Raw genomic sequence first — 16,939 nt, forward strand, 5'->3', positions numbered from 1 at the left:
GCTATAGGTGAAAATACTCTATCAAATTCATAGATATTTTATTAGCTTTGGGGAAAGACCTATACGAAATGAGACAAACAGAAACTAACTTAATACATACGGGCGAAGAATTTAATAAAACCAAAGCTGTAGTCACTCCAATATATCAAACATCCACTTATTTTGCTGACGAAAATTTAGATGAGTATATAGCCGCAGCCACAGAACCAAAACATCCAGAATTTTATCATAGACACGGTAATCCAACAAACAGTCAGGTAGCTGCGATTATTGCCAAACTCGAAAAAACAGAAGATGCACTTGTGCTTGCTACAGGCATGGCAGCCATTAGTACAGCTATTTTAGCGGTTGTAAAAGCGGGGGATCATATTCTAGCACAAAATGCACACTACTCTGGAGCAACGCTTTTCTTAAAAGAGTTTCTTTCGGAATATGGTATAACGGTAACACATGTGGATCAAACAAACAATCAAGCTTTTGCGGAGGCTATCCAGCCGAACACCAAGCTTATTTATATTGAGACACCTTCTAATCCAAACTTAGATATTACAGATTTAGAATTTGTTGGTCAGTTGGGTAAAGAAAAGGGAATCTTAACGATGGTAGATAATACCTTTGCCTCTCCCATCAATCAAGTGCCAGCAGAGTTTGGCATAGACGTAATACTGCACAGTGCGACTAAATATTTGGGTGGACATTCGGATTTGACAGCGGGAGTTATTTGCGGAAGCAAAGAATACATTCAAAAAGTATGGAGACGCTCCATCACTTTAGGCGCAAGTTTGAGTCCTTTTGATTCCTGGCTATTATTGAGAGGTTTGAAAACCTTGTCACTTCGCGTCAATCAGATAAATTCTAATGCTTTGGCTTTGGCCCAATGGCTTGAAGAAAATCCTGCAATAAAAAAGGTTTCCTACACAGGCTTGCCTTCGCACCCCCAACACGAATTGGCGAAGAAACAACTAAAAGGCCACACAGGAATGCTGTGTATTGAGGTTGCTGGGAAAGACGAAGCTGACGAATATAAAAATGCGCAGACCATCTTGAGTCATTTACAACTCTTTGCTAATGCAGCCAGCTTGGGAGGAGTAGAATCATTAGTTGTGCATCCTGCAAGTATGTGGGGTTCGCATCATTCTTCGACGCAAAAGAAGGTTTCGGGAATTACACGAGGCATGTTACGTATTTCGGTAGGTATTGAACATATTGATGACATTATAGCCGATTGGGAACAAGCTATAGCTAAGATATAAAAGCAACAAAGCCTTTAGATTTTTCTAAAGGCTTTGTTTGTCTAGTATTATTTTCTGAAAACTAATTTAAAATCTCAGCTAATTTATCTTCTAAGGCTTGTCCTCTCAAATTAGAGGCTACAATTTTACCATCTTTATCCAATAAGAAGTTTTGAGGAATACCGCGCACAGAATATAATTTTACTACATCTGACTGCCATCCTTTTAAATCCGAGACGTGTGCCCATTGCCCTAATTGGTCATCTTCAATAGCTTTAACCCAAGCCTCTTTTTTACCAGGATTGTCTAATGATACACCTAGAATAGTAAAACCTTTATCTTTGAATTTGTTGTAAGCAGCTACAACATGTGGATTTTCCTGACGACAAGGACCACACCATGAAGCCCAAAAATCTAACAAAACATATTGACCTCTCAACGACGATAAAGCAATCTCTTTACCATCTGGATTTGGCAAGGTAAAATCAGGAGCTACTGCACCAATTGCTACACTACGAAGGTTGTTAATTTTCTCTGCAATTGCTTTACCTTTCGGACTATTTTGCAAATCAGCTGGAAAACCTTTTAAGTACCCCTCATATTCTATAACATTTTCAGCACTTAAACCTTGATCAATTATGTTTAGAGCGATATAACTTTTAGAGCTTTTTACATAATCCTTTTCAATCTCTTCCATTTTGTCATATAAAGGCATTATTTTATCACGCAAACCATTTACAAAGTTTTCGTCTTTTTTCTGCTCTTCAGTCGCTTGTTCGAATTCTTTATTAACCGCTGCAATTGCTTTTTCAGTTTCTTGCTTTAAGGCTTTAAATTTTACATATTCCTCATTAACAGAATTTCCCGATAACTTTGCAGTTTTGATAGTCTCACCTTCAAGATTAATAACACCTTTCGAAAGGTAAACGGTTCCATAATCCGGAGATCTTAATTCTCTAAGACTCTTTCCTTCAGGAGAAAGAATTACGTAAGCTTCTACGGGAGAAGCTACAGACCCATTAAGCGTGAATTGTCCATTTTTTACTTCTGCAGAATCTAATTTTCTAGCAGAACCATCTACATATTGTAGATAAACTTTAGCAGGTGCATTATGTGTTCCTATCTTTCCTTTTAGGGTATAATCTTCCTGAGCAAATGCGAATGCTGGAATACCAGCAAGTAATGCGAATAAAATATTTTTCATTTTTTAATTAGAATACGTTCTAAAAATCTGTTTAATAACCAAATATATACTTTTAAAATAAAAATTAAATTAGTGTATCAACAATTTTAACAACTGTTAACTTTTACACTACCACCGACCGCTAGCGCCACCACCGCCAAAGCCTCCTCCTCCGAAACCTCCAAAGCCACCGCCCGAGCTTCCGCCGCCAAAACCTCCGCCGAAGCCACCAAATCCACCACCACTACTTCTTTTAGAGCCACCGCCCATACCATTTAGTAGCATCCACCAGAATAAATCATTAGAACCCTTTCCATCAATCATCTTGCCTCCACGATTATTACCGCCACCTCCTTTGGATATTAAAGCAAAAATGATAACGATAATAATGATAACCATTATACCGCTAATTCCTCCACCTTCATTAGATGCAGAATCCTTTCTTGTTTTCTCTTTGTATTCTCCTTTGGTATAAGAAATAATAGAATTCGTCGCATTATCCAATCCTTTAAAATAATTTCCTAAGCGGAAGGCTGGTTTAATGTCGTTTTCGATAATACGATACGCAATAGCATCAGGCAAAGCTCCTTCTACACCATATCCTGTCTGAATGGTTACGGCACGATCGCCAATAGCAGCCAGTAACATTACGCCGTTATTATATTTCGCTTGTCCCACGCCCCATTTTTGAGCTAATCGAACAGCATAATCTGCAACGTCATACCCATCAGTGCTATTCACTAATACCACGGCTATTTGCGTAGACGTCGTATCATTAAAAGCTACTAACTTACGCTCCAAAGCATCCTTTTCTGTCGGAGACAAAGAATTGGTATAATCTGTAACAATAGTTCGTGATACTTCGGGCAAATCCTGCGCTTGTACACTTCCCAAAATACAAACGCTTAACACTAATGCTAGGATTAAATGGTAATAGAACTTTATTTTCGAAATTGTAAGCATATCTAAATATTAGTTACCAAAGTGTATTTCATTAGGTAATTCGTTAATGTCATCTTCTTGACGGGGGAAATAATGATGAAGTTGTTCTCCTGCATCATGTATCCCAACGACTAGTCCCGAAGCATAGTTTCCCTGTCTAAAATAAGCAAGCATCTTCTCTTTAGTAGTCTCCCAAAAATTTTCCGGCACAACTGAGTTAATTCCTGCATCACCGATTATGGCAAACTGATGATCCGCGACAGCCAGATAAAGCAATACGCCATTGCGAAGTTTAGTCTTGTGCATTTCGAGCTCTTCAAAATATTTTTTTGCTTTATCAAAAGCTTCAATACCTTCCCCTACTACATTTTCCACCACGACACGAATTTCACCAGAGGTCATGTTTTCGGCGACACTTACAGCGTGCACTACACGCTCTTGCTCTTCTTCATTTAAAATAGCCATCTTAGCTTATAAATTAAAAAAGATGAATACAGTCACCGAAGCTGCTGCTATATTCATCTTTATGTGTTATGTATTAAGGATAGAATATTCTAGAAAGAAACTTCAGGTGCTTTATCTGAACCAGCTGCTGCCTGGAAAGTTCCTTTAGCTTTGAATCCAAAAATTCCCGCCATAATGTTATTCGGGAAGCTACGAACTGTAGTATTATAATCCTGAACAGCTTCGTTGTATGCTCTACGCTCTACCGAAATACGGTTTTCTGTACCTTCTAACTGCGCTTGTAATTCTTGGAAATTAGAATTTGCTTTCAAATCTGGATAAGCTTCTACACTAACTAACAAACGTCCGATAGACTGAGAAAGCGCATCTTGAGATTGTTGGAATTTAGCAATTGCTTCTTCTGACAAGTCGTCAGGATTTACCGTCACAGAAGTCGCTTTAGCACGCGCTTCCACTACAGCAGTCAATGTTCCCTGTTCATGTTGCGCAGCGCCTTTTACTGTAGATACTAAATTCGGGATTAAATCAGCACGTCTTTGGTATGCGTTTTCTACCTGAGCCCATTTACCTTTTACATTTTCATCCTTAGAAACCATAGTATTGTAACCACAAGAGCTAAATGAAAGTGCTGTAAATAAACCAACTAAGACAAATAATAATCTTTTCATGTGTAATAAATTCAAATCTGTTTCACTAAAAATACAAATTACTTTTTAAATATTATGAATATCCCTTTCAAAGGCAATACCAAAATCGTGTAAAAACAAAGCCTGTGCCTAAAATTTTGTAACTTTGCAACAGTTTTGGGATAAATACCCAATGAAATAATTTATGCAACAAGAAATCGAATTGGCCATTGGTCCTGACCATATCTACAATGAGGACTATATCATCCAACAAGGCGTTCACAAACTCAAAATTTCGCGAAACAAAGTCAAAGGAATCTATGTCCGAAAACGCTCTATTGATGCGCGTAGCAGACAGGTAGTTTACAGAATACGTGTAGTATTTTATATCGACGAAGAGCCACAAGTGGAAACTTTTACCTCAGAATTGAAGTCCGTAAAAGACGCTAAATCTGTTATTATCATTGGCGCTGGACCAGCAGGATTATTTGCAGCTTATCGCTGTCTGGAACGAGGTCTTAAACCTATCGTCTTAGAACGCGGTAAGGCTGTGCGTGATCGTCGTCGAGACTTAGCAAAAATAAACCGAGAAGGTATCGTAAACCCTGAATCGAACTATTGTTATGGTGAAGGTGGCGCAGGAACTTACTCGGATGGAAAACTATATACTCGTTCCAATAAACGTGGAGATGTACAAAAAGTCTTATCCATTTTTGTAGAGAATGGAGCGGATGAAGATATTCTCATCGATGCAAGACCGCATATCGGCACAAACAAATTACCGCACATAATCGAAGGAATGCGTAATCGTATCTTGGAAATGGGTGGTGAGGTCCATTTCGGCACCAAAGTAATCGATATTATCGAACAATTTGGTCAAGTGAAATCCGTAATGACTGCTGATGGTAAATCCTTCGAGGCTGATCATGTAATCCTAGCAACAGGACACTCCGCAAGAGACATCTTTGAATTATTCCGTCATAAAAATTGGTTATTAGAAGCCAAACCATTTGCATTAGGTGTACGTATCGAACATCCACAGGAAATTATCGACCAAGCTCAATATCACTGCAGTACACGTCATGAAAACTTACCGCCAGCTTATTATAGCCTGGTAGAGCAAGTAAATGATCGGGGTGTATTCTCTTTCTGTATGTGTCCTGGAGGTATTATTGCTCCATGTGCCACAGATCATGATGAAATCGTAGTAAATGGTTGGTCTCCTTCCAAAAGAAATAACCCGCACGCCAATTCTGGAACCGTAATTCAGATCAATCTGGAAGATGTACCCAATGCCGCAACGGATCCTTTTGCCTTATTAGAATTCCAACGTAAAATTGAACAGCAAGCATTTCAGCTTGGAGGTGGCAATTTAGTCGCTCCTGCACAACGTATGGTGGATTTTGTAGAGAACCGTGTTTCTAGAAATTTGCCGGAAAACTCTTACAAGCCAGGAACGAGATCTGTAGATTTAAAGGAAGTATTGCCAAACTTTGTACATCAAGCGCTACGTGGTGCATTGCCTATTTTTGGAAAGAAAATGAAGGGTTATTATACGAATGAAGCTATTTTAGTTGGAGTAGAATCACGCACATCATCTCCAGTTCGTATTCCACGTGATAAGGACTCCTTGCAACATCCACAAATCAAAGGTTTATACCCGTGTGCTGAAGGTGCTGGATATGCTGGTGGTATCGTTTCTGCAGCTATTGACGGTATTAATTGTGTGGATGCTATAAAAATTTAAGTCGCTAAAAATTAAGTGAATTAGAGTTTTTTGATATAATTTTTAAAATTAGGACTTGACAAAACCTAAAAAAGCCTTATTTTTGTATCACAAAACCAAGCGAAAGTAGCTCAGTTGGTAGAGCACAACCTTGCCAAGGTTGGGGTCGCGAGTTCGAATCTCGTCTTTCGCTCTAAAAAGCTTCTCAAATTTGAGAAGCTTTTTTTATTTCTCTTCCTCTGATGATAATTCTATTTTTCTGTTCTTCCCTAAATTCATTACCGCAGGTGTAACAAAGGATAATAATCCAACAAAACACATGGCTGAACCACCAATGATAAAAGCATTGACCACACCGATTTCGTCTGCTATCCAACCTGTAAAAAGCAAACCAATAACACTTGGAATAATAGCAAAGCTAAAATACATGGAGAAAACACGACCTAAAAATTCAGGTTTGATTTCTTCTTGAATAATCGTCATAAATGAGGCATTAAAGAAAGACATTCCAATTCCACCCAGTGTCGTAATAGCCACAAATACCCAAAACAAATCACCACTTATCCATCCTGAAAAAACAAAAGTTACCCCTAAGAAGATATGCATGGCATTGACCAAGATTACTTTTGACACAGAACCTTTCCATGCGCTCAATATTCCACCACCAACTAACATACCAGCACCCCACATTACTTCGATGATGCTCATCTCCCATTTGCCCCCTGCAAAATGTTCAATTGTCAATAATGGATACATAATGGCAACAGGCATCACAAAAAATGTTGTAAGCATAGCATAAACGAAAAGGAGATACAGCCCCTTATTCTTATGGATCTCCCCAAAACCTAATTTAAGATCCATTAATACAGTAGAAATATTATTTTCTGCAGTTGGTTGCGCATTTAATTTTGGAATAACCACAAACATCAAAGAAACTATAGCTAGCATGGCACCTATAACATCTAAATACAACACTTTAGAAATGGGCATATACGTAATAGCTAAAGTACCTACAGCAGGACCAGCTATCATACTGACAGATTGCAACATCTGATTAATGCCCGAAACTTTTAATAACTTTTCTTCAGGAACAATCAAAGGAGCAATTGCCTGCATGGCTGGCGTATGAAAAGCTTGCCCTAACGAACGACAAACAAGCAGTGCATATACAAAAGCTAAATTCGCCTCCCCTTCTACAAAGGCAAATGACATCATGAAAGTACACAATGCAATAAAAGCATCTGCGTAAATCATAACCTTTTTTCGATCCCAACGATCAATATATACTCCCGCGAATGGTCCTATAATTGCTTGTGGTAATAAGCCAGCAATACCAGCAAACGCCAATACTTCCGCCGATTTATAATGTAAACTCAAATATATGATTACTGCAAAATTTACTGCCGAGCTCGTTAATAAGGAGACAAATTGCCCTATCCAGATGTATATATATGTTTTGAACCAAGATTCTTTAGGCATAATAGATTATATTTTTCCAAATATAATACAGAAGAGTTTAATAGATCATTAGCCGTTGAATAATTAGTCTTTTCTTGCCTGAGATAAGAAATTAGAAAACGTAAAATTTAACTTCAAAACATTATATTTACATAAAATGAACTAAAAAATAACTCTTAGTATGAAAAGAATATTGCTTACTACACTAATTCTAATGTTAAATTATCTTTCATATGGACAATTATCATTTACTACCTTATATACTAAAGAGGGTAAAGAGACTAAAAATATAGAAGAAGCCTACTATTATAGAGAGCTTTCATTATTGGAAAACACGCAAGTACGCGTCATAGAGAAGTATATTCAACCTAATAAAACTAAACTTCTAGGCACATTCCCCAGCTTTAAGGAGAAGAAATTTATAGGAGAAAAGCTTGAGGCTTATGAAAATGGTAAAATAAAATATAAAGAGCTTTATAGCAATGATGGGGTCTTAATTGATACGGCTTATTATTACCACCCAAACGGAAAACTTAAGATTGCCTATAAATATCCTTATACCATTGAGAAAAACTCGACTAAAGTAACAGACACCTTAATTTTAGTGTACCATGATTCATTAGGAAATAGACATCTATTTAATGGTAATGGGTATGCCGAAATAGAATATCGAAATTCGACAGTTGAAAAAGGAAATTACAAAGAGCACCAGCGTATCGGAAATTGGACAGGCTCATTCATGGATGGAAAATATACCTTTGAAGAAAGCTACGACAACGGAAAACTTATTTCTGGAATTACTAAAGATTCTACAAATAAAGAATACGCTTATGATCAAAAAAACTTTATGATTCAGCCAGCCTACCCTGGGGATATAATTGCGATAAGAAAATTTATAGCATCCAATTATAGTTACCCGCGAGAAGCAATACAAAATAAAGTAAAAGGAACAGTAAGAGTTTCATTTGTGGTGGATACCGTTGGAAATATGGTAGAAATGAAGGTGGACGAGGATTTGGGATTTGGTACAGGAGAAGCCGCCATTAAAGTGTTGAAAAAAGCTAAAAAATGGACACCAGGCTATATGAGAGGTGTTTCAGTTCGTGTAGCCTACTCATTGCCTATTAGACTAGATATGTCTGGCAGTTAAAGGCAAAAAAAACCGTCTAAGAATCGCTTCCTAGACGGTTTTTAAAAATATAAAACTACACTACTAATTATTTTCTTTCTAGTCCTTTTGCTACTAAATCTTCCACATAATTTCTTATGGCTTCATTAGAGAAACGTGAAGTCACATCAAAAGCAAAAGCGTGTACCAGTAAAATACGTGCAGATTCTTCGCCGATACCTCTTGCTCTTAAGTAGAACAAAGCATCATCATCGAATTGTCCCATTGTACAACCGTGAGAACATTTCACATCATCCGCAAAGATTTCCAACTGTGGCTTAGTGTACACTGTAGACTTGTCGCCAATCAACATATTGTTGTTTTGTTGGAAAGCATTTGTTTTTTGCGCATCCAAACGAACGAAAATTTTACCATTGAATACTGCAGTTGATTCATCTTGAGGAATGTTTTTGTACCATTCATAAGATTCACAGTGAGGTTTCAAATGGTCTACAATGGTATGGTTATCTACCAATTGTTTATCTGCTAACAAATTGATACCGTACAAATGTGATTCTACATTCTCTGCATCCAAACGCACATTGATATTATTACGTATAAAGGTAGCACCAGGGAAATTACAGTTGTAATTATTGTACAAGCTGTATTTCGTTTGATATACTTCTGTATGGTTGATGTAATTACTTACCGAATCCGCTACTTGAAGATAATAGTGTTGAACTTTCGCATTCTCATCTACTACAATCTCTGTTACTTTATTGTGTAAGTTTTTCGCTGTATTTTCTAAAGTGATAAAAGATTCAACGATTTCAACTTCCGCGTTAGCTTCTACGACGAATAAGTTTCTTGTTTGGGAGAAAAATTCTTCACCACCAGTCGCTACGTGAATGATATGCAATGGTTTAGAAACTACTTTATTTTTACCAACTGATAAATAAATACCCGAAGTGTATAAAGCCGTATTCAATGCGACCAAAGCATTATCAGTTTTATCCGCGTATTGTGCGAAGTGTTTTTGGAAATTAGCTTCTTCTACAGCTTCCTCGATTGGTTTTACTGTAACACCAACTTCATCTTCTAAAGAAGAAAAAGCCAATACATATTGACCGTTAATCAATACGATACGGTGTGCATCCAATTCTGGAATATCCGCTTTGCTTAAATCCAAATTAGCCACATCCACATCTTCATTCAACAAATATGTTTTGTTGACTAAAGAATGAATGTTTGTATATTTCCATTCCTCATTCTTAACAGTTGGAAAACCTTCTTTTTCAAATTTTACGAAAGCTTCTTGACGAATAGCTTTTAATGAAGCAGGTTCGTTCGTAGCTTCTAATTCTTGAAAAGTAGAAGTTAACTGTTCGAATAAAGAGTTTACTACTGTTGTACTCATGTTATTTGTTATCAATCCGCTCATGACCTTATTATTTTATCGAAGACCGATTAGATTAGGCATTTTGCGTATCTAAGTCTTTCAACCAATCGTATCCTTTTTCTTCTAACTCAAGCGCCAATTCTTTTGGTCCTGTTTTTACAATACGACCATTGTGCAATACGTGTACGAAGTCAGGAACGATATAATCCAATAAACGTTGGTAGTGGGTGATTACTACAAAAGCATTATCTTTCGAACGCAATTGGTTCACACCATTTGCTACGATACGCAATGCATCGATATCCAAACCAGAGTCAGTCTCATCCAAAATAGCTAACTTCGGATTCAACATCGCCAATTGGAAGATTTCGTTACGTTTTTTCTCACCACCGGAGAAACCTTCGTTTAATGAACGATTAGCCAAATTAGCAGAGAATTCTACTAATTTTTGTTTCTCTTTTACCATGGCTAAGAATTCTTTTGCTTCTAATGGAGGAAGACCTTTATATTCACGGATATCACCTACTGCAGTTTTCAAGAAATTGATGTTTGACACACCTGGAATTTCTACTGGGTATTGGAAAGCTAAAAACAAACCTTCACGTGCACGATCTTCTGGAGATAAATCCAATAAATCTACACCATCCAATGTCACTTCACCACCAGTCACTTCGTAAGAATCACGACCTGCTAACACGTTACCTAAGGTACTTTTACCCGCACCATTAGGTCCCATAATCGCGTGCACTTCACCCGCTTTAACCTCTAAGTTTAATCCTTTTAATATTTGTTTGTCTTCAACAGACGCTTGCAAATTCTTTATTGATAACATTTCTTTTTTAGTATTGAGTATTGAGATGTGAGTATTGAGATTCTATCCTGCTCACATTTTCAAATTATCTAATTTTCAAATTCTCCTATCCTACTGATCCTTCTAACGAGATTGCCAATAATTTTTGAGCTTCAACAGCGAATTCCATTGGCAATTGGTTAAGCACCTCTTTCGCGTAACCATTAACGATTAACCCTACAGCTTTTTCTGAATCGATACCACGTTGATTCAAGTAAAATACTTGATCTTCACCGATTTTCGACGTAGTAGCTTCGTGCTCTAATTTTGCTGTTTTATTTTTGTTCTCTATATATGGGAATGTGTGAGCTCCACAACGGTCACCAATTAGTAAAGAGTCACATTGTGTGAAGTTACGTGAGTTGTCCGCATTAGGGCCAATTTTCACTAAACCTCTGTAACTATTGTGACTATTTCCAGCAGAAATACCTTTGGAAACAATCTTAGATTTTGTGTTTTTACCTAGATGCACCATTTTCGTACCAGTATCCGCCAACTGTTTGTTACGCGTCATTGCTACAGAATAGAACTCCCCAACAGAGTTGTCACCTTTCAAGATCACACCAGGATATTTCCAAGTAATCGCTGAACCAGTTTCTACCTGTGTCCAAGAGATTTTAGAGTTATCACCTTTACAGATACCACGTTTCGTTACGAAGTTGTAGATACCACCTTTACCATCTTTGTCTCCAGGATACCAGTTTTGAACAGTAGAATATTTGATTTCAGCATCTTTTTGTGCCACTAATTCTACAACCGCAGCATGCAATTGATTTTCATCACGCATAGGCGCTGTACATCCCTCTAAGTAAGAAACGTAAGAACCTTCGTCTGCGATAATCAATGTACGTTCAAACTGACCTGTATTTTGTGCATTGATACGGAAGTATGTAGACAATTCCATAGGACAGTGTACGCCTTTTGGAATATATACGAATGAACCATCCGAGAACACTGCAGAGTTCAATGCCGCATAGATATTATCCGTTTGCGGAACCACAGAACCTAAATATTCTCTTACCAATTCAGGATGCTCTTGTACTGCCTCACCGAATGAACAGAAAATAACACCTTTCTCTTTTAATTTCTCACGGAAAGTAGTTTTTACAGACACTGAGTCAAACACCGCATCCACCGCTACTACTCCAGCTAAGATTTTTTGTTCATCTAATGGAATACCCAACTTCTCAAATGTTGCCAATAATTCTGGATCTACTTCATCCATGCTTTCCAATTGCTTTTTAGGTTTTGGTGCAGCATAGTATGATAAATCTTGAAAATCCACTTCAGGATTATCAAAGTTTTGCCATTTCGGCATATCCATAGAAAGGAAGTGACGGAAAGCTTTTAATCTCCATTCCAACAACCATTCTGGCTCATTTTTTTTAGCAGATATTAGGCGAATTGTGTCTTCGTTCAATCCTTTGGGAGCAATATCCATCTCAATATCAGTCGTAAAACCGTATTTATATTCTTCTTGCTCCAGCTCTTTCAGTAATTCGTCGTCTTTGGTACTCATATTTAATGCTTCCCTTTTTACAAGTCAAACCATTATAGCTGACCTTTTTGGGACTACAAAGTTACGATATAAATACCAATAATATAGTATCTTTTGCCATCCTAAAGGCATAATTTGAGCAATTTTATGACAAAAGTCACTTCTTTCTGTGTTCAAGACGATTTTCCCCCTTTTTTTTGACAAAAAAAATGATTAACTATCAACAAAAACTATACATAAATGATTTATAAATAAATTTTAACTATGATGAAGGCGATTAGATTTATTTTCAATAGCATTGTAGATTTGTGGTTTCTTCCTCTCTATAAGAAAAGATAAACTTCTCTTTCCTAACAAAATTTTTCAAACAGCGGATTATACAGTTATTATTGTTGCCCAAAAAGATATATTATTGTACTTTATTTTTTATATTTACATTTCGAAGAAAGATATACCATGTCCTACCAACTTGACAAACTTGACTTAAAGATATTGCGCCTATTACAAGAAAATGGACGTATCACGAATTTGCAGCTTGCTACAAACATCGGTCTTTCACCCGCCCCTACATTGGAGCGTGTGCGCAAGTTAGAAAACTCAGGTTTTATCAAAAGTTACCATGCTTTTGTGGATGAGGAAAAATTAGGTTTAGGAATAAAATCCTTCATCCAGATTTCATTGGACTTCCATACGCATAACGCGATTCCAGAATTCGTGGAGGCTGTAAAAGCGATTCCAGAAGTAACAGAGTGTCACCATGTGACTGGTAATTGTGACTTTATTCTCAAAGTATACGTTAAAGATATCAAAGCGTATGAGGCAGTAATCATGGAGAAGATTTCAAAAATTCCTTTTGTAAAGACTTTCCAAACGATGATGATTATGTCCACTTCGAAAAAAGAACCAATAGTACCGTTAGAATATTAGATGAATACTGATTATCGAGACTTTGCAATTATCTTGACGTGGCCAGATGCTACCATTCGCGGCGATGAAAAATGGATGATGTTTTTCAAAAAGATAGGCTTGGTCAAGAATCTAAATTTCAAAGTAGGACACACCGGTATCGTCATTATAAATTCTCAAAACGGAGAAATGCTATTTTACGATTTTGGTCGTTATATTGCTCCTAGAGGCTATGGAAGAGCTCGTTCCAAATTTTCGGACCCATTATTGGAGATTGCATTGACTGCTCATATTCAAGATAATAACATCACTAATATTGAAGAAATAATTTGTCATTTCGAAGAGCTAAAACCAGCAATGTACGGTGATGGCAAATTGTTTTATTCTATCGTAAAAGGCATAAATTTCGAAAAAGCCAAAGCTTACGGTGATGAATGTGTGTTGCAAGGCACCTATCCTTATGGAGCAGTAGCTAAAAACAATAACAATTGTTCGCGTTTTATTACACGAATGCTCATGAAATCTTCGCCTAAATATCATTTTTGGCATTATCTAAATCTTCCTGAGACCATTAAAAGTAGCCCCGTTAGTAACTTGATAAACGCAGTTGAAGATCGAATCATTTATTCTTACACTCCTGATGAAGGCATTAAGAGTTTTAAGATGAATAGATTTCAGTCCTTTTGGTTTTTGGTAAAACAATTAGGAGACAATATTTCCCATCGGAAATCGGCTTTGTTTCCTAATGATTTGATAATTGGCGGAATGAGTTATAGATCAAAGCCTATTACCCTTCCGAAAGATGCTATGTATTTGGGTGGTGTCGGTGATGGAGCTTGGTTTACGGTTACGCCAACCGAAATCATAAACGAATTTATTGTAAAGCGTTTTACCTCCGCTGGAAAATTAGAATATGTCGTTCGTGGAGAAGCGGCTGAAATTGTAGACTTACAATATCCTTACAAGATTACTTACGACAGCCATCTATTAGTAACGCATATCGAACAAAACGGCAGAAAGATCCGTATCAACCACATCGAAAGATTGGAAAATGATAAATACGATTTCGAAAATATAAAAGAGCGTTACGCATAAAACTTTTCCGTCAATTCTACCTACAGGAAGAAATCCAAGCATTAAAATTCTAGATTTTTAGGACTATAGTTCATTCACTCGAATTGGCGTTGTATATTGCCTTACAATTTCCAATCTATTGGTTGCCTACCATTTGCAGATAAATAAGCATTCACCTGAGAAAAATGTTTTGAACCAAAGAAACCACGATATACCGACAAGGGTGAAGGATGCACTGCTTTTAGGATTAAATGTTTTTTGTTATCGACAAGAGCCGATTTCTTCTGTGCATACGATCCCCACAGCAAGAAAACGACATTTTCCAATTCGAAAGAAATTTTTTCAATTACCTGATCTGTAAAAGTTTCCCAACCTTGCTTTTGATGAGAAGCAGCTTGGTGAGCACGCACGGTCAGCGTAGCATTGAGCAATAATACACCTTGCTTAGCCCACTTGGTTAAATCTCCAGAATTTGGAATCTGAAAGCCATCTATATCAGTTGTTAGTTCTGCAAAAATATTTTTCAAGGAAGGAGGAAAAGGTATTCCTGATGGAACCGAGAACGAAAGCCCATGAGCCTGACCCACATTATGATACGGATCTTGACCTAAAATCACAACTTTCACATCCTGCAACGGTGTAAGTCGAAAGGCATTAAAGACCAAATCTTTAGGTGGATAAATCTCATATTGTTGTCTTTCCTGCTGTACAAAGGCAGATAATTTCTTCATATAATCCTGTTGCATTAAAGGCTTTAAAATGGGAGCCCAACTTTCGTCGTACAATTTTTCCATACAACAAAAGTACATTTTTTCGCACCTAAACATAACAACAAGTTTGGATAACTACTTAAATTAATGGATATTTGCGTTTTAGAAACTACAACAAGAAGAGATGTCAAATTTAGTGCGTATTATTATTAGCTGTTTACTTCTAGTAGGTACAGTAGTATTATTTTGGTTTGGATTTTGGGGCTGGGGTATTTTAGGTATTTTGGTTACTATTTTAGCATGGGTGACAGTTTTCTTTCACGAATATATGCTTCTTGCACAATGGTTTTTCCGCAAGCAAGATGTTGCTAATGCGGAGAAATGGTTAGGCAAAATCACCAATTACGAGAAACAACTTATTCCTGCTCAACATGGATATTATCATTTGCTATTAGGTCTTTTGGAATCTCAACGGGCACCTTTGCAATCGGAGAAATTCTTTAAGAAAGCACTTTCGTTAGGACTTCATATGGATCATAATGTAGCTTTAGCCAAATTGAGCTTAGCAGGTGTAATGATGGCAAAACGAAATAAACGTGAAGCTGAGAAATACTTACAAGAAGCTAAACGTGCGGACAAAAACAAATTGCTAGCGGATCAAATCAAAATGATGAAAGATCAAATGGCATTGATGGACAAACAGCAATTCCGTTATTCAAGATAAAACAAAAATGCCTCGATAATCTCGAGGCATTTTTGTTATAAATCGATTGTATATTCTAAAATTTTTCCTTGTTCTTCGAAATCTTCAATCGCCAATTTTAATTGCTTCGGTTTTCCCCATTGCTTCTTCCAGCCTCCTGTTTTTATGGTTAGCACAACAGGTTCATTTCGAGTAAGCAGATAATGCAAGTAGTTCTGACGATCATCAATATGTACTCGCACTTTTCCCATTTGCATGGAATGATACCAAAGAGGCTTCTCACTTCCATTTACCAAACCAGTAGAAAAAGTATTTAGTTTGAATTCACGAGGGTTCTTCAAGTAAGATTGAAGATACAGCTCCACTGTTGCTGTATCACCTTTAGTCGAAAGCTGTACATTCTTTGTCCAAACCTCTATTTCGTTGATATCTACAGAATTTCTTTCTGGCTTCTCCTGAGAAAAGACAACATCACAAGCCAGCACCACAAATAAAAATGATAAAAAGACTCTTTTCATCTGAAATTAACGTAATCTATCTGCAGACTTGATTAATTTTTCATCCTTGCGAATACCACCAATAGCCATAGCTAAAAAGATGATCGAAACGGGCAACAAGAAAAATCCTACACCTATATTATTCGCACCGAAACTTTGAGATATTAAATCCAAAGTAGCAACGGACGAGAAGTACATCCAAACCCCTAAAAGTGCAATTAAAGCAATAGATACATAGATTAATTTAATCTGAAGCTTTCTATTTTTGAATTGAAAAATAGTAATCAATGGCACTAAAGCAACTACTATGCTCGCAATTGTTTGTAAAATAAAACTACTTTGTTTTACCGATTCATTATTTACGGCAGAATATTCGCCAGTCACAAATAACTTTTTCCCTAATCCCACTAAATCCGTATAGTTTAGGTAAGGGAACATAAATAATCCTAAAATCACTACTGTTGCTAACAACAACCAAATCGTTTGAATGCGTTGAATCATATCTGTTTTTAAATCTTATGACAATACTACAAATATAGTATAAACCACAGAAATATGACTT

Annotated in this window: 17 protein-coding genes and 1 tRNA gene; 7 read left to right on the forward strand and 11 right to left on the reverse strand. The window is 36.8% G+C overall.

What is annotated here, in order from left to right; genetic code table 11:
• Window positions 1-68: 68 nt before the first annotated feature.
• A complete protein-coding gene (locus H8B04_RS09700; protein ID WP_165291552.1) occupies window positions 69-1,253 on the forward strand; it encodes a trans-sulfuration enzyme family protein in 1,185 nt (394 codons plus the stop codon).
• A gap of 61 nt (window positions 1,254-1,314) precedes the next feature.
• Here H8B04_RS09700 and H8B04_RS09705 read toward each other — a convergent pair whose 3' ends face one another.
• The 4 genes from H8B04_RS09705 to H8B04_RS09720 all read right to left on the reverse strand — a co-directional run bounded on the left by H8B04_RS09705 (window position 1,315) and on the right by H8B04_RS09720 (window position 4,490).
• Window positions 1,315-2,436, reverse strand: a complete 1,122-nt coding sequence (locus H8B04_RS09705; protein WP_190302233.1) for a TlpA disulfide reductase family protein — start codon at window positions 2,434-2,436, stop codon at window positions 1,315-1,317.
• A gap of 108 nt (window positions 2,437-2,544) precedes the next feature.
• Complete coding sequence (locus tag H8B04_RS09710; protein WP_223815354.1) at window positions 2,545-3,309, reverse strand: TPM domain-containing protein; 765 nt, start codon at window positions 3,307-3,309, stop codon at window positions 2,545-2,547.
• 78 nt (window positions 3,310-3,387) lie between these two features.
• Complete coding sequence (locus H8B04_RS09715) at window positions 3,388-3,822, reverse strand: TPM domain-containing protein (protein ID WP_165291549.1); 435 nt, start codon at window positions 3,820-3,822, stop codon at window positions 3,388-3,390.
• 89 nt (window positions 3,823-3,911) lie between these two features.
• Window positions 3,912-4,490, reverse strand: coding sequence for a LemA family protein (locus H8B04_RS09720; protein ID WP_165291548.1), 579 nt, complete (start codon window positions 4,488-4,490; stop codon window positions 3,912-3,914).
• 163 nt (window positions 4,491-4,653) lie between these two features.
• Between H8B04_RS09720 and H8B04_RS09725 the strand changes: the two genes are divergently transcribed.
• Together H8B04_RS09725 and H8B04_RS09730 are read left to right on the forward strand one after the other, a co-directional pair.
• Window positions 4,654-6,195 carry an NAD(P)/FAD-dependent oxidoreductase gene (locus H8B04_RS09725; RefSeq protein ID WP_165291547.1) on the forward strand — a complete coding sequence of 514 codons (1,542 nt, stop codon included), beginning with the start codon at window positions 4,654-4,656 and terminating at the stop codon, window positions 6,193-6,195.
• 99 nt (window positions 6,196-6,294) lie between these two features.
• Window positions 6,295-6,367 (forward strand) — tRNA-Gly (locus H8B04_RS09730).
• Window positions 6,368-6,399: 32 nt separating this feature from the next.
• Here the strand turns inward: H8B04_RS09730 and H8B04_RS09735 are convergent.
• Window positions 6,400-7,653, reverse strand: a complete 1,254-nt coding sequence (locus H8B04_RS09735; RefSeq protein ID WP_165291546.1) for an MFS transporter — start codon at window positions 7,651-7,653, stop codon at window positions 6,400-6,402.
• 160 nt (window positions 7,654-7,813) lie between these two features.
• Between H8B04_RS09735 and H8B04_RS09740 the strand changes: the two genes are divergently transcribed.
• Entirely contained in the window at window positions 7,814-8,782 is a 969-nt protein-coding gene (locus H8B04_RS09740) for an energy transducer TonB (RefSeq protein ID WP_190302235.1), read from the forward strand.
• A gap of 67 nt (window positions 8,783-8,849) precedes the next feature.
• On the opposite strand, the gene sufD is transcribed toward H8B04_RS09740, so the two are convergent.
• From sufD to sufB, 3 genes are all read right to left on the reverse strand, one after another.
• Complete coding sequence (sufD, locus tag H8B04_RS09745) at window positions 8,850-10,181, reverse strand: Fe-S cluster assembly protein SufD (RefSeq protein ID WP_223815355.1); 1,332 nt, start codon at window positions 10,179-10,181, stop codon at window positions 8,850-8,852.
• Between the two features lie 31 nt (window positions 10,182-10,212).
• A complete protein-coding gene (gene sufC, locus H8B04_RS09750) occupies window positions 10,213-10,971 on the reverse strand; it encodes a Fe-S cluster assembly ATPase SufC (RefSeq protein WP_165291543.1) in 759 nt (252 codons plus the stop codon).
• Window positions 10,972-11,056: 85 nt separating this feature from the next.
• A complete protein-coding gene (sufB, locus tag H8B04_RS09755; RefSeq protein ID WP_165291542.1) occupies window positions 11,057-12,508 on the reverse strand; it encodes a Fe-S cluster assembly protein SufB in 1,452 nt (483 codons plus the stop codon).
• Window positions 12,509-12,943: 435 nt separating this feature from the next.
• Between sufB and H8B04_RS09760 the strand changes: the two genes are divergently transcribed.
• Together H8B04_RS09760 and H8B04_RS09765 are read left to right on the forward strand one after the other, a co-directional pair.
• Entirely contained in the window at window positions 12,944-13,414 is a 471-nt protein-coding gene (locus tag H8B04_RS09760) for an Lrp/AsnC family transcriptional regulator (protein WP_132777368.1), read from the forward strand.
• Window positions 13,415-14,488, forward strand: coding sequence for a DUF6695 family protein (locus H8B04_RS09765; protein WP_190302237.1), 1,074 nt, complete (start codon window positions 13,415-13,417; stop codon window positions 14,486-14,488). It abuts the gene before it with no gap.
• Between the two features lie 101 nt (window positions 14,489-14,589).
• Here the strand turns inward: H8B04_RS09765 and ung are convergent, their stop codons facing one another.
• Window positions 14,590-15,261, reverse strand: a complete 672-nt coding sequence (ung, locus tag H8B04_RS09770) for a uracil-DNA glycosylase (RefSeq protein WP_190302238.1) — start codon at window positions 15,259-15,261, stop codon at window positions 14,590-14,592.
• Between the two features lie 100 nt (window positions 15,262-15,361).
• Between ung and H8B04_RS09775 the strand changes: the two genes are divergently transcribed.
• Window positions 15,362-15,901 carry a DUF2892 domain-containing protein gene (locus tag H8B04_RS09775; RefSeq protein ID WP_165291539.1) on the forward strand — a complete coding sequence of 180 codons (540 nt, stop codon included), beginning with the start codon at window positions 15,362-15,364 and terminating at the stop codon, window positions 15,899-15,901.
• A 35-nt stretch (window positions 15,902-15,936) separates the two neighbouring features.
• On the opposite strand, the gene H8B04_RS09780 is transcribed toward H8B04_RS09775, so the two are convergent.
• Together H8B04_RS09780 and H8B04_RS09785 are read right to left on the reverse strand one after the other, a co-directional pair.
• On the reverse strand, window positions 15,937-16,398 hold the full coding sequence (locus H8B04_RS09780; protein ID WP_165291538.1) for a hypothetical protein: 462 nt from the start codon (window positions 16,396-16,398) through the stop codon (window positions 15,937-15,939).
• A 6-nt stretch (window positions 16,399-16,404) separates the two neighbouring features.
• Window positions 16,405-16,878, reverse strand: a complete 474-nt coding sequence (locus tag H8B04_RS09785; protein WP_190302239.1) for a DUF4293 domain-containing protein — start codon at window positions 16,876-16,878, stop codon at window positions 16,405-16,407.
• Window positions 16,879-16,939: the final 61 nt, after the last annotated feature.

The sequence above is a fragment of the Sphingobacterium litopenaei genome, assembly GCF_014692495.1.
Taxonomy (GTDB): domain Bacteria; phylum Bacteroidota; class Bacteroidia; order Sphingobacteriales; family Sphingobacteriaceae; genus Sphingobacterium; species Sphingobacterium litopenaei.